Consider the following 13,651-nt stretch of genomic DNA (forward strand, 5'->3'; position numbering starts at 1 on the left):
ACACCTGTATATTAAGGTGTTTTTTTGGATTTTCCGCAAATTTTGACCCATCTTTCGCCGTAATTTCGCCGAACTCATGAACGACACATGTGGGTGGTGCAAAGTGTCGAATGTTCGACGCCGCATCAATTGCGCGCCGGAACGAGGAACTGTAAAATGCAAGACTACAAGGCAGAAGACCAGCCATTGCCCGCTCGAAAGAGACGAGCTTCTAAGTCTGAGTGGTTAGCGCAATTCTGGCGTGAAGAAGACGGCGTTGTTGTCGGTTTTGCGATATTTTTGTTCCTGATCATTTTGATGGTTGGTGGCATTGGCGTTGATGTGATGCATTCCGAAATGAAACGCACACGCCTACAGCACACGCTGGACCGCGCCATTCTGGCGGCAGCAGACCTTGATCAAACGCGTGAACCCAACGCTGTTGTGCAGGATTACTTCGAAAAAGCTGGTATGACAGACTATCTGAGCGACGTGACAGTCCGCGACGGTCTCAACTTCCGCGAGGTCGAAGCCGCTGCGTCCTCGCAACATGACACTATGTTCATGAAAATGGTTGGTGTCGAAACCCTGTCCGTTCCGGCCTCGGGCACAGCGGTTGAACGCATCGGCAATCTTGAAATTTCCTTGGTGCTCGACGTGTCCGGTTCCATGGGTAGCAACTCGCGTCTCACTAACCTTAAAGTTGCCGCCAAGGACTTTGTGCAGGCGATGTCCGACAACACCGAAGATGGAACGTTGTCTGTTTCGATTATTCCTTACGCAACTCAGGTCGCGGTTCCCAATAACCTATTTGAAACTCTCAACGCCTCGACCACAGGTGATGTGGATGTAGATACCGCCCTCGATACCGGTGCCGCAGATGCCGCCTCAAATCAGCACGGATATTCCCGCTGCATTCATTTTGAGAGTAGCGACTTCGCTTCAACTGAGTTGAACCCAGGTGATCGCTGGAAACAGGCCGTACATTTCAGCCCTTGGAGTGATTTTGACGGGCGCGACAATGACCCCAAAGAATTGGTGTCATCACCGGTCTGCCGCACAGATAGCGGCAGCGAAGTACTGGTTCTGGAAGATGATGTAACTACGCTGAAAAACTACATCGATGGCCTTTGGGCCAGCGGAAACACGTCCATTGATCTTGGCATGAAGTGGGGTACCGCCCTACTTGATCCTTCCACACAGGACGTGATCGACCACATGATCGACAATGACAACGTGTCCAATGACTTCAGCGGCCGTCCCTACGAATACGATGATGCAGAGTCCCTGAAAGTGGTCGTTCTGATGACGGATGGGAAGAATACGTCGCAGTACTATGTCCACGACAACTTCCGCGATGGTGATTCTAACATTTGGTGGAACGACGAAGAGGAAAAATATTCTGTCTATATAGGTACCGATCATTACGACGATAATGACAACGGCGAATACGACGACGACCTCTATTACTGGCCCTTTGACGACACTTGGTCCGACCACCCCTATGGCAACGGAGAAATCACTTCGTCCGAGTGGATTGAGCACGTCGAAACTTACTGCAAACGCTACAACTCCAAAAAGGGCGAATGTAAGAAATGGGGCAATCGGACAACCTATGAAGAGGTTATCACCACAGTCTCCGAAGACGGTGAGGCGGTTCGACTGCAATACCCTGATCTTTGGGCATACACGTCGCTCGAATGGAACGTCGAAGAGCATTACGAGCCTTGGATGAACGACAGCCAGGCATGGGATGACTGGTACTACGATGTGCGCAAGTATGTGGGGTCTTCAACCAAGAACACCCGCACAAAGAGCATCTGCGACGCAGCTAAGGATGAGAACATCATCGTCTTCACCATCGGCTTTGAAGCACCGGACTCCGGTCAGGCCGTACTTCAGGACTGCGCCAGCTCCGACAGCCATTATTTTGACGTAGACGGTCTCGAAATTCGTGATGCCTTTGCCGCCATTGCTACTTCGATCCGCCAGCTGAGGTTGACCCAATGATACAACGTTCCAAGACCTTCCTGCGTCGCTTCCGCAAAACCGAAGACGGCCACGCAACTGTCGAGTTTGCCATTATGGTGCCGCTCCTGCTGGTGATGATGGCATCCGCCGTCGAACTGGGTATGCTCACATTACGCTATGCATTCCTGGAACGCGCGCTGGACGTTGTCGTACGAGACGTACGCCTTACAACAGGGGCTGCCCCGACACATGACATGCTGCGAGATCAAATTTGCGAAGAAGCCAACTTCATCCCTAACTGTTCGTCGTCGCTACGTTTGGAAATGATCCCTCTCAGTCTTCGCGATTGGGATGGCATCCCAACAAACACAGTGTGCACAAACCGTGCCGAAGAAATCCAACCGGTGGTTTCTTTCACCAACGGACAGGATAACGAACTGATGGTACTGCGGGTCTGCGCCAAGATCGAACCACTGTTCCCCACGACTGGGCTCGCGGCAGCATTCGACAAAGACAGCGCAGGCGATTACCGCCTCGTTTCAACATCAGCTTTCGTGCAGGAACCGAGGTAAGCCAAGATGACCGTACAGTTCAAAACCTACCTCCGCCGCTTTCGTGACGACACGAATGGCACCGCCGCTGTCGAAGCCGTCGTAATCATGCCCGTCCTGTTTTGGGCATTTATGGCCATCGCAGTCTTCTTTGACATGTACCAGTCGCGCTCCAGCACCGAAAAAGCCGCCTTTACGGTTTCTGATATGCTTTCGCGCGAAACAGCGGCTGTAAATGGTGATTACATCGATAATGCACTCGACTTGTTTGAAACCATGTCCACACTGGACGCGGATCAGACGATGCGCGTGAGCGTTGTGTCCTGGAGTGACGTTGAAGAGGATTATGTTTTGGATTGGTCCTACGGCACTGGGCTAGTTGAAGCCCTGACAGCTTCAGACCTCAACAATCTCGAAGACAAGCTCCCGACTCTTGTAAACGGCGAACGTCTGATCCTTGTCCAGACGTACGGAGCATACGCCCCCTCCGTCAATGTTGGGTTTGGCACCATCGACATGAATACCCTTGTGTTCTCCCGTCCGCGCTTCGCTCCGCAACTGGCTTGGTCTGACACTTAATTTTAGCTGCCCGAGGATTTCTCGACCAAGAGCGCCTCAAGCATTTGGGCCATAACCTTTGACTGTGAGCCAGGCGTGACGCCGCCAATGCCTACCTTGCGGCCCATCGCCCACCAAAGCCCCGGTTGCCATCTGCGCGGCCGGGGCTTTTTCAATCGCACCAGAAATCCGTTTGATGGCTTCATCGCAAAAGTTCCCCGTTCGACATTTGCAATCTCATCCAACGTCGCGATCACTTCACCGGAACTGCTGCGCAACCCATCGCTGGTCAGCTCGACCATATACTCCGTCGCCCGCCGCGTCCTATCCGCCAGCCACAACGCCGCCAAGCCAGTCACGATCAGAAATACCTGCCAAGGCAGTGTCGGGGGCGTCGACATGGCAAAGTAAATCAAGATACCGCCTAATAGCGCCATCACGACGATCCCAAACCACCGACGCGGCGCCGACGCGCCAACAACTGCGAGTATTTCTTCTTGCATATCATCCCCCAAAACCTGCCCTTTGGCCTACCCTGTCGCGCCGCGCGCTACAAGTCCGCGAAACTGGGGAGGAGGGCGCATACCGTAGCCCCATAGCAGGTTAAATTCATCAGATTGACAAGCGAAACCCGTGGCAATGCCCGCAATACAATAGCACCGCCCGCGCTTCAGATACGCTTTTCTTTGACGTCGGTTACAGTCAATGCACATGTTTGGAAAACGAGAGAGTTCGGGTTGCTAGAGTTATTTGGTCTCATCGCTACTACGATTGCAACGATTGGCGGCATCGCCGCCTATTTCGACGCAGTCATGGGGGACGATGGCCAAAAACGCATTCTGTCTTACGTTGTCCCCACTAAGCAAGACAATGAAACTGATGAAAACGGCTCTCAAAACGCCACCTATTCCGAAGCGTTGCAGTCCATACTAAGGGTATATGTCTCCGGCCCGATGGGACGATTTGACGTGTTTCGCTCGTTGGTCACGTTGCTGATCATCTTGGTAGGAACCAGTATTTTCAGCTTTTATATGGTGCGCCATTTATCCGGCGACAGCCTAGGCTGTGGACCTATAAACAGGTCGCAGCGTCAACGGTTGCTTTGACCCAGAGCAGACACTAGCAGAAAACACGGCTATGACCGGGTTGCGGACAAACCTGCATTTCAGGATTGGGTCGCCAGTTCATTCTGCACTAAGGATACAAAATACGCGCATCCGTACGGAATGGCGTCGTCGTTGAAGTCGTAATCCTGATTGTGCAGTGCAGCCGTTTCACCATTGCCCATGAACATGAACGCTCCCGGGCGTTCCTCAAGCATGTAAGCGAAATCCTCCGCACCCATGGAAGGCATGCGATTACCATTTATAGCACTCGGCTCCACGACCGTGGCCGCTGCACGCAACGCCACCTGTGTCTGCTCTGGGTCGTTGTGGGTCACGGGTACATCGTCCATGTAACTCAGATGAACCTCGGCTCCGGTCATCTCCGACACGCCCTTACATATCTCGAACATCCGCTGTTTGCCCGCCAAACGAGCAGTACGCGACAGACTGCGAACGGTCCCCCTAATTTGCGCAGTTTCAGCGACGATGTTGTCCGCTGTTCCCATATGAATTTGCGTGATTGTGACAACATGCTGCGTGGACGAAGCAATGCTTCTTGAAACAATCGTTTGAAAGCCCTGAATTATCTGACCGACCGCAATAGCTGGATCAATACCTTGATGTGGAAATGCCGCGTGGCATCCTTTGCCGGTGATGTTCACTTCAAACAAATCCGCAGAACCCATCACACCGTTTGGGCAGGTTGCGAAATGTCCGACGGGAAGTTGAGGCGCGTTGTGCAACGCAAATACCCTTTGAATGCCAAAACGCTCCATTAACCCATCCTTTACCATGGCAAGCCCGCCGCCATCAGCTTCCTCTGCCGGTTGGAATATGAGAATGACGGTTCCGTCAAAATCCCTGTTTGCTGCGAGATATTGCGCCGCCCCCAATAGCATGACGGTGTGCCCATCATGACCACAGGCATGCATTTTACCTTCGGTTTTGGACGCATGAGGAAGGTTCGTCTGCTCTTGCATTGGAAGTGCATCCATATCTGCGCGGAGCCCAACGACGCGATTGCTTTGGGTGCTATTGCCACGTATTACGCCGACAACACCCGTTCGGCCTACACCGGTGACAACATCATCAACACTCATCTGCTTCAGACGTTCGGCAACCAGCCCAGCGGTGCGCTCGACGTCGAAGGACAGTTCCGGATGCGCGTGGAAATCACGCCTCCACTTAACCAGCTTGGACAATTGAGCATCGAAATCGGCAAGGCTGACCATCGGCAATCCTACGGTATAATAACTGGGTACCGTTTGATTGTCGCCGAAAGTCACAGAAAAGTCGTCAATTATCTCGGATTACACGGGTCGCTCTGGGCTCTTCTCAGTCATCTGAGCGTTTCTGTCAGATGACTGCTTTGCCGCGTTGAGCGGCCTTTTCGATGATCGATTCCATTCTTTGCTGCATCGTGATTCAACAGCGACTGGAGGATTGTCCATGTCGCATCTGTTCTGGCTCGACCAAGAGCGTCTCAACCGCATCAAGCACATGTTCCCAAAGCCACGTGGTGTTGCTCGTGCTGACGACCGAAAGGTTCTCAGTGGCATCATCCATGTCATTCGCAATGGCTTGCACTGGCGAGACGCTCCGTCAGACTATGGGCCACATAAGACGCTTTAAAACCGATGGGCGCGATGGTCCCAGATGGGCGTCTTTGCACGCATCCTTACCGAATTGGCCGCTCAAGGGGATGCAACAGGCACACTAATCATTGATGCGACCGACCTGAAGACCCATAGAACAGCGTCCAGCATGGGGCTTAAAAAAGGGGGCGTGATCGCCTGATTGGCCGCACCAAGGGTGGGCTAAATTCGAAACTCCATGCCGTTACCGATGCGGTGGGTCGTCCCATCCAACTATTTCTGACTGCGGGGAATGTCAGCGATTACATCGGCGCGCGGGCGCTCTTACCCTCACCGCCTTCTGCCGATTGGATGCTGGCGGATCGCGGCTATGACGCCGATTGGTTTCGGAAGGGCTTGAAAGAAAAGAGCATCAAACCCTGCTTCCCATCACGGCGGAACCGCAAAGACGCCATCCAACATGACACCAAGATTTATCGAAGCCGTCACAAGATTGAGAACATGTTTGGACGGTTGAAAGACGGGCGCAGGGTCGCGACCCGCTACGACAGATGCCCGATAATCTTCCTGTCTGCCATCGCCCTCGCGGCAGCAGTGTTGTTTTGGCTATGAGTCCAGAGCCTAAGCGCGCTTCCAAATGAATACACGGCTCATAACTTGGTCATCCCGTATGTCATTACGTTTTTGACGTCTTGGTTTTTGGGGCTATTCTCGATCTACCAGGCAATGATTTTCTTTCGACTGTTCGCTCGGTCAAGCGCACTGATTGAGCGCGGCCTGCTCATCTATGCTGATTTTGCCTAGTCCTATACCGTTACCTTGTTGATTGCCTTTATTTCGATTTTGGGCTCGGTCATCTCAATTAACCACACGATGGACTACAGCGTTAAAATTGTGCTCACCAAGGAAACTGATCGCAATGACAACGCTGGCTTGTCTTTGCTTGTGACGGGGAACAACCAGAATCCCAGCGCGTTTACCCAGATGCTGTCGACAGTAGACGAAGATATGACAATCCATGGGTTTCTGAATTACGTGACGCGCGTTCGACCCGATTTCACTTTGTCTCCAACGAACTGCTCAAATTTGAGCCAAGATATTATGTCCAAGAGCACCTTTTCAAAGAACGGCGCCAGTACTCGTAAACAGGTCTGTTACGACGCTCAAATCCGTCGCTCATTCGGGAACCCGGCCAGCGGCCCCGTGTTAATCACCTCCCTGTATTTGGCAATCAATTTAACAGCGAGCTCCGCGATTTCCGGTGTCTTTGATCTTATTGTTGCGGACCCAACAAAGCTCGCCGCTACTTTTGTCGCGCCTCCTACCCCCTCCGAAGAGAGCCGGTTGGACGATTCATTGCGAGCACTCCTCAACGAATTAGCCTCCGTCGAAAACTCGAACTTTCAAGCTTCCCTGGTTCTCTCGCCCTTCATCATGGCATCAGTGTATTTCACGATCATGATATACACTTTGGGGGCCGTGATCTTTGCCGCGCGCAAGGCGTCTCTCCTTGCGCGCGCACGTATCCGAATACCTCTGATGAACCCCAAAAAAACCATCCTAAGCTTATCGGTTTACGTAAATGCATTTGCTGTTACGATCGTCTGCATCGTCTTTTTCAACACCTGATCAGCGTTTCGCTAACTACGATCCGGCGCTTAAAATGGCATCGGATGTGCAATGTGTACCTGATCCAGCTCCGCCATAACCTCATCGCTCAACCGCAATCCATCGACCTTCAGGATATGCTCCAGCTGCGGCAGCGTTGTTGCGCCAAAGATTGAGCTGCACATAAACGGCCGCTGCAAGGTAAAGGCTAACGCCATATGCACGAGATCCAAGCTGTGGCGCTCGGCAACGTCCACATAGGCATCCACTGCCGCAAAAGCCCGCAGTGTGGTGCGACCGCCCAAGGTGTCCTGCAACGTCTTGCGCGACCCTGCTGGCACAACACCGCCCTGATACTTGCCAGTCAACAAACCAGTGGCCAACGGCGAAAACGCCAATAAACCGACATCTTCGTTGACGCTCATCTCAGCCATATCGGTGTCGTAAAGACGGCACAGCAGCGAGTATTCGTTCTGCACCGTCGCCACACGCGGGCCGCCCACGTCCTCGGCCACGTCCAGCCATTTTGTTGTGCCCCAGGCACTTTCGTTGCTTAACCCAAACGCTCGGATGCGCCCCTTTTCAACCTCACGCTGCAACGCACCCAGCGCGTCTTGCATATGCGCAATCGTTGACGCCCGGTCTTGTGCAGATGGATCATATTTCCAGTTCTGGCGGAACATGTATGACCCGCGATTGGGCCAGTGAAATTGATAGAGATCGATATAGTCGGTTTGCAACCGTTTCAACGAGCCCTCGACTGCCTCCGGAATACTTTCCGCCGTGATCGGCCCGCCCTCGCGGATATGCTTCAACCCGGTGCCCGAGTGTTTCGTCGCCACCACCACGTCACCGCGCCGACCGGATTTGGCAATCCAGCTACCAACATATTCCTCACTGCTGCCCTGCGTTTCGGCGGTGATTGGGTTTACCGGATACATTTCTGCTGTATCTACAAAGGTAACACCACCATCCAACGCCATATCGATCTGTTTATGCGCATCGGCCTCATTGACCTGAGTACCAAACAGCATCGTGCCCAGGCACAGTTCCGTCACTTCGATGCCAGTGCGGCCCAAAGGGTTCATCTTCATGATTTTCGTCCTGTCTCAATCGCGTTTGTCGGCACCGTAAACCTTGCCCTGGCGCGCGCAAGAGGAACAACCGACTATTCACATCCGCGCGATGGCTTACCGAACCCCGCGCGCGTGAAAGATGAACCCCAACAGGTTCAACAAAACCTGCGCTGCCAAGATCGCGGTTGAACCCGTCTGGTCATAGTCTGGCGCGACTTCGACCAAATCGATGCCAACCACCTCATGCCGCTGCGCAAGTGCCTGCAACATTTCCAAAACGTCATAATACAGAAACCCACCATGGCTTGGCGTACCGGTCCCCGGCGCAATGGATGGGCAGAATGCATCAATATCAATCGTTACATATACCCGCGCGCCGTCTGGAATGCGGTCGATCACACCCGCAGGCCCCAAAGTGCGCGCCTGCCGCACACTTAGAATATCGCTGCCCATATCTCGCGCATCGGCATAGCCCTCCTTGGCGGTGGAACTCACATTGCGAATACCGACCTGTGTCAGCCCGGTGACATACCCCTTTTCCGCCGCGCGCCGCATTGGGTTGCCGTGCCCGTGGCGGACCCCATGGCGCTCGTCCACAAAATCCAGATGCGCATCAATTTGCAGAATATGAATGTCGCCCTGCCCTTCAAACGCGTTCACGCAAGGGATGTTGATCGAATGGTCCCCTCCAATCACCACCGGCAGCGCTCCGGCGGCTAGCATCGCCCGCACCCCGGCCTCAATATTTGCATGGCTTTTCTCGGTCTGCGTGTGCACGATATCGGCATCTCCGATATCCACCATCCGCACCGATCCTGGCAAATATGTTGCGTCGTCTTCGTGGTCGTAGGCCCCGGCATGGCCAAAGCTGAACAGGGTCGACGCCTCTCGCACTGCGCGCGGGCCAAACCGGGCACCGCTGCGCCACTGGGTGCCAAAATCAAACGGCGCGCCCATCACGGCGACATCCGCGTCAATGGCGCTCCAATCCTCGACATAGGCGCGTTTGCCAAAGGTCGAGATCCCGACGAAAGGCAGGTTCAGCCTGCCGCCCTCATAACCATGCTCGCTCATTTCGCCTCGCCCCTTTCTGCAATCGCGATACGTTGCCGGAAATTCCGCTGCGGGTAAAGACACCCAGCTTGAGAACAAAAAGTGAACATGATAGGTTTAACCTCATGGCGACTCACCTCTTCAAACGCGCGCCGGAACGACCTCGCCCCACGTTGCAGGTGGCCCCCGGCATCACCCTTGCCCTTGCCCGCCTGCACGAGGCGTGTGGCAGTGCCCGATATACCTTTGCCCTGTGGCTGGCACGCCAGACACGCGGCCCCGTTTTCTGGATCGCCACGGATTGGAGCGGTGCGCCCCTCTACCCCGATGGTATTGCCCGCTTCGTGCATCCGGGCCGTTTCACTTTTATTGCGCCCCGCCGCCCCGAGGATGTGCTCTGGGCGATGGAGGAAACCCTGCGCGCCGGACTGGTGCCGCTGGTGGTCGCTGATCTGCCCGGCCTCCCCGCCCTGACCCCGGTCCGCCGCCTGCATCTGGCCGCAGAAACAGGCGCGGCAGAGAGTGGTCAGCCCCCGCTCGGCCTGATCCTGACGCCGGGGGATGGCGGTGCACAAGGGGTCGAAAGCCGCTGGCACATGGCTGCCGCGCATATCGCCCAAGACGACAGCTGGATCCTCACCCGCCTGCGCGCCCGCACCGACCCGGTCAAGCGTTGGCGGCTCTCCGGCCTGCCCAAAGAGGCAAAGCTGAACCCGGACTGCGCTGAAAAAACCGCCGAAAATCAAGACGCCGCAAAGGCTCATCATACCAATGACAAGGTTTCAGCATGACGAAAGGCCACACAATGAAAAGTCAAAGGTAGCCATCTCTCCGCGAAACCACTAAACCGAACCAAACACCCAAAAACGACACGCTCAAGTCGAATAACCACAAGCCCATCCCCACCCATCCGCGATGCTGGACCTGTTATGCGACTGATGATCTCCTTTTCTGCCCTGTTTCTGTCGGTGGTTCTCCTGCAACTCAGCACAGGTGGCGTCGGCCCGCTCGACGCAATCTCCGGCATCGCGCTCGATTTCACCACCTCGCAAATCGGTCTCTTGGGCTCTGCGCATTTCTTTGGCTTCTTCATCGGCTGCTGGTTCGCACCACGACTGATGGGCAGCATTGGCCATTCACGCGCCTTTGCCGCCTTTACCGCCACCGGTGCCATTGGCCTGTTGGCCCACTTCCTGATCATCGACCCTATCGCATGGGCCGTGATGCGCGTTGCCTCCGGCCTATGTGTTGCGGGGTGCTACACCGTGGTCGAGGCATGGTTGCAGGCCAAGGTCACCAACGAAAACCGTGGTCGGGCCATGGGCACCTACCGCGTGGTCGATATGGGCGCATCTCTCGCGGCTCAGCTGGTGATTGGCGTGCTGGAACCCGCCTCTTACGTCTCTTACAACCTGCTCGCCCTGCTTTGCTGTGCCGCTCTTTTACCGATCACGCTCACCAAAGCTTCACAACCTGCCACCCCCAGCGCACCGCGCCTGCGGCCCATGCTGGCAGTTTCACGATCGCCTTTGGCCGCCGCCGGGGTGCTCGTCGCCGCGCTCAGCGCCGCCAGCTTCCGCATGGTCGGCCCGGTTTATGGCACCGAGGTCGGGCTGGCCACTGGGCAAATTGCCTGGTTCCTCGCCGCTTTTGTTCTGGGCGGCGCGCTCGCGCAATACCCAGTCGGCTGGCTGGCTGATAAATTTGACCGCCGTTGGGTGTTAATCTGGCTTTCTGGTGCTGCCGTTTTCTCTTGTATGACAACCATCCTGATCGGCGGTGGCAACACCACCTTGGTCATGATGAACGCCACATTCTTTGGCCTGACATCTTTCCCGATCTATTCAGTTGCAGCAGCACACGCCAACGATTTTGCCACGTCCGAAGAAAGGGTCGAGCTATCCGCGGCACTGATGTTTTTCTTTGCCCTTGGCGCCATTGCAGCGCCCCTCTTTGCTTCGGGGTTGATCCAGCGCTTTGGCCCCTCCGCGCTTTTCATGATGATCGCAACCGGCCACGTTGTTCTCATCCTGTTTGGTCTAAACCGGATGCGCGCCCGTCCCACGGTGGAAAATCGCACTCGGTACATCTATGCGCCTCGTACGTCCTTCACCATCGGTCGCTTGACCCGCCGCCAACGCGAAGCCAAGCCAGATGTCAAATCGGATGAAAATGACACCGACGCGAAACCGACGTAATACCGACGCAATACCGACGTTGCATTTTCACCCGATTTAGCCCTCTGGAACTGCACGCCGGATTGGGCTAGACGGGGCCGAACAGCAGTTTAGGAAACCTGATATGGCGCGCCATCTGATCACCTCGGCCCTTCCGTATATCAACGGCATTAAGCACTTGGGAAACCTCGTCGGCAGCCAGCTGCCCGCTGATCTTTTCGCCCGCTACATGCGCGGTCGCGGCCGCGAGGTTCTGTTCCTATGCGCCACGGATGAACACGGCACCCCCGCCGAACTCGCCGCCACCAAGGCGGGCAAACCAGTCGAGGATTACTGTGCTGAACTACATGAAGTGCAAGCGCGCATTGCCGACGGTTTTCGCCTCAGCTTTGACCACTACGGCCGCTCATCCTCACCCCAGAATCACGCCCTGACCCAGCACTTCGCCGGGCGGTTGGCAGACCTTGGGCTGATCAGTGAAGTCACTGAAAAACAAATGTATTCCAACGCGGATGGCCGCTTTTTGCCGGACCGCTACATAGAGGGCACCTGCCCCAATTGCGGCTTTGAAAGCGCACGTGGCGACCAGTGCGACAACTGCACCAAACAGCTTGATCCAACCGACCTGATCAATCCCTATTCCACGATTTCCGGCTCTACCGATCTTGAAGAACGTGAGACAAAGCACCTGTTTCTGCGCCAATCCGAAATGCGCGAAAAGCTGCAAAACTGGATCGACACCAAGGCCGATTGGCCAATCCTGACCACATCCATCGCCAACAAATGGCTGAACGATGGAGACGGCCTTCAGGATCGCGGCATCACCCGTGATCTGGACTGGGGCATCCCAGTCAAACGCGGTGCTGAAGACTGGCCCGGCATGGAAGGCAAGGTTTTTTACGTCTGGTTTGACGCACCCATCGAATACATCGCCTGCGCCCAGGAATGGGTTGATGCCGGCAAAGGATCTGACTGGGAACGCTGGTGGCGCACCGACAAAGGCGCCGACGATGTGACCTATACGCAGTTCATGGGCAAGGATAACGTACCGTTCCACACACTGTCCTTCCCGGCCACAATTCTCGGCTCTCAGGAACCGTGGAAAGCTGTGGATTACATAAAATCTTTCAACTACTTGAACTATGATGGCGGCCAGTTCTCCACCTCACGTGGGCGCGGCGTCTTCATGGATCAGGCGCTTGAAATCCTGCCTGCCGACTATTGGCGCTGGTGGTTGCTCAGCCACGCACCGGAAAGCAGCGACAGCGAATTTACGTGGGAAAACTTCCAGCAATCGGTGAACAAAGACCTCGCCGATGTGCTCGGCAACTTCGTCAGCCGCGTCACAAAATTCTGCCGTTCCAAATTCGGCGAAGAGGTCCCCACCGGAGGCGCATTTGGCGAAACGGAAACCGCGCTCATCACAGAGCTCACCACCCGCATTCGCGCCTACGAGGACCATATGTCCTCAATGGAAGTGCGCAAATCTGCGCAAGAGCTGCGTGCCATTTGGGTGGCTGGCAATGAATATCTGCAAAACGCCGCCCCTTGGTCGGTGTTCAAAACCGATCCGGAACAGGCCGCTGCACAGATCCGTCTGGCGCTGAACCTGATCCGCCTTTATGCTGTGCTATCCGCGCCGTTCATCCCCGACGCCAGCAAGGCTCTTTTAGCGGCAATGAACACAGACGACACCTCTTGGCCCGATAATGTGCCCGCAGCACTGGAGGTGCTTAAGCCGGGGCATGCCTTTACCGTGCCCGACGTAACATTCCGCAAGATATCGGATGAAGAAAGAGAAGACTGGCAAACCCGTTTCGCGGGAAAACGTGACTAAGCTAATAGCAAAAACTTATTTTCGCGACCTCTAACCAACTTGCAGACACGCAGGTCGGCCCCTACGCTTCTATTATAAATGCCCTTGTGGCAATGCGTCAGCGTTGGAAGAGGAGCCACGCTCACGTCGCCGCCCGAGGC

General features: G+C 55.2%; 12 protein-coding genes and 1 pseudogene. 9 read left to right on the top strand and 4 right to left on the bottom strand.

Features of this window, described 5'->3' with window-relative positions; translation table 11 throughout:
• Positions 1-156 precede the first annotated feature (156 nt).
• From CLV88_RS08940 to CLV88_RS08950, 3 genes are read left to right on the top strand one after another with little or no spacing between them, the layout of a single operon-like run.
• A complete protein-coding gene (locus tag CLV88_RS08940; protein ID WP_165798844.1) occupies positions 157-1,989 on the top strand; it encodes a TadE/TadG family type IV pilus assembly protein in 1,833 nt (610 codons plus the stop codon).
• On the top strand, positions 1,986-2,522 hold the full coding sequence (locus CLV88_RS08945; protein ID WP_106608052.1) for a TadE/TadG family type IV pilus assembly protein: 537 nt from the start codon (positions 1,986-1,988) through the stop codon (positions 2,520-2,522). The genes CLV88_RS08940 and CLV88_RS08945 overlap by 4 nt, the downstream gene beginning before the upstream one ends.
• Before the next feature lie 6 nt (positions 2,523-2,528).
• The gene (locus CLV88_RS08950; protein ID WP_106608053.1) at positions 2,529-3,080 is read left to right on the top strand and encodes a TadE/TadG family type IV pilus assembly protein; all 552 of its coding nucleotides are present in this window, start codon (positions 2,529-2,531) and stop codon (positions 3,078-3,080) included.
• A 2-nt stretch (positions 3,081-3,082) separates the two neighbouring features.
• On the opposite strand, the gene CLV88_RS08955 is transcribed toward CLV88_RS08950, so the two are convergent.
• Positions 3,083-3,562 carry a hypothetical protein gene (locus CLV88_RS08955; protein WP_106608054.1) on the bottom strand — a complete coding sequence of 160 codons (480 nt, stop codon included), beginning with the start codon at positions 3,560-3,562 and terminating at the stop codon, positions 3,083-3,085.
• Positions 3,563-3,796: 234 nt separating this feature from the next.
• On the opposite strand from CLV88_RS08955, the gene CLV88_RS08960 reads away from it, so the two are divergent.
• Positions 3,797-4,165 (top strand): hypothetical protein, encoded by a 369-nt coding sequence (locus CLV88_RS08960; protein WP_106608055.1) that lies wholly within the window; start codon positions 3,797-3,799, stop codon positions 4,163-4,165.
• Between the two features lie 59 nt (positions 4,166-4,224).
• On the opposite strand, the gene CLV88_RS08965 is transcribed toward CLV88_RS08960, so the two are convergent.
• The gene (locus tag CLV88_RS08965; RefSeq protein WP_106608056.1) at positions 4,225-5,397 is read right to left on the bottom strand and encodes an amidohydrolase; all 1,173 of its coding nucleotides are present in this window, start codon (positions 5,395-5,397) and stop codon (positions 4,225-4,227) included.
• 217 nt (positions 5,398-5,614) lie between these two features.
• Between CLV88_RS08965 and CLV88_RS08970 the strand changes: the two are divergent.
• Positions 5,615-6,372: pseudogene (locus tag CLV88_RS08970) on the top strand (IS5 family transposase).
• A gap of 210 nt (positions 6,373-6,582) precedes the next feature.
• Positions 6,583-7,389 carry a hypothetical protein gene (locus CLV88_RS08975; protein ID WP_133169933.1) on the top strand — a complete coding sequence of 269 codons (807 nt, stop codon included), beginning with the start codon at positions 6,583-6,585 and terminating at the stop codon, positions 7,387-7,389.
• A gap of 29 nt (positions 7,390-7,418) precedes the next feature.
• On the opposite strand, the gene CLV88_RS08980 is transcribed toward CLV88_RS08975, so the two are convergent.
• Positions 7,419-8,462: an aldo/keto reductase gene (locus CLV88_RS08980; protein ID WP_106608058.1), complete on the bottom strand. Its 1,044-nt coding sequence runs from the start codon at positions 8,460-8,462 to the stop codon at positions 7,419-7,421.
• Positions 8,463-8,558: 96 nt separating this feature from the next.
• Positions 8,559-9,518 (bottom strand): agmatinase, encoded by a 960-nt coding sequence (gene speB / locus CLV88_RS08985; RefSeq protein ID WP_106608059.1) that lies wholly within the window; start codon positions 9,516-9,518, stop codon positions 8,559-8,561.
• Positions 9,519-9,622: 104 nt separating this feature from the next.
• Here speB and CLV88_RS08990 point away from each other — a divergent pair, with 104 nt between their 5' ends.
• The 3 genes from CLV88_RS08990 (at position 9,623) to metG (ending at position 13,511) form a co-directional block, all read left to right on the top strand.
• On the top strand, positions 9,623-10,288 hold the full coding sequence (locus CLV88_RS08990; protein WP_243403614.1) for an ImuA family protein: 666 nt from the start codon (positions 9,623-9,625) through the stop codon (positions 10,286-10,288).
• Between the two features lie 138 nt (positions 10,289-10,426).
• Positions 10,427-11,695 (top strand): MFS transporter, encoded by a 1,269-nt coding sequence (locus tag CLV88_RS08995; protein WP_106608060.1) that lies wholly within the window; start codon positions 10,427-10,429, stop codon positions 11,693-11,695.
• A gap of 103 nt (positions 11,696-11,798) precedes the next feature.
• Positions 11,799-13,511 (top strand): methionine--tRNA ligase, encoded by a 1,713-nt coding sequence (gene metG / locus CLV88_RS09000; RefSeq protein WP_106608061.1) that lies wholly within the window; start codon positions 11,799-11,801, stop codon positions 13,509-13,511.
• Positions 13,512-13,651: the final 140 nt, after the last annotated feature.

Source organism: Shimia abyssi (assembly GCF_003014475.1).
Taxonomy (GTDB): domain Bacteria; phylum Pseudomonadota; class Alphaproteobacteria; order Rhodobacterales; family Rhodobacteraceae; genus Shimia; species Shimia abyssi.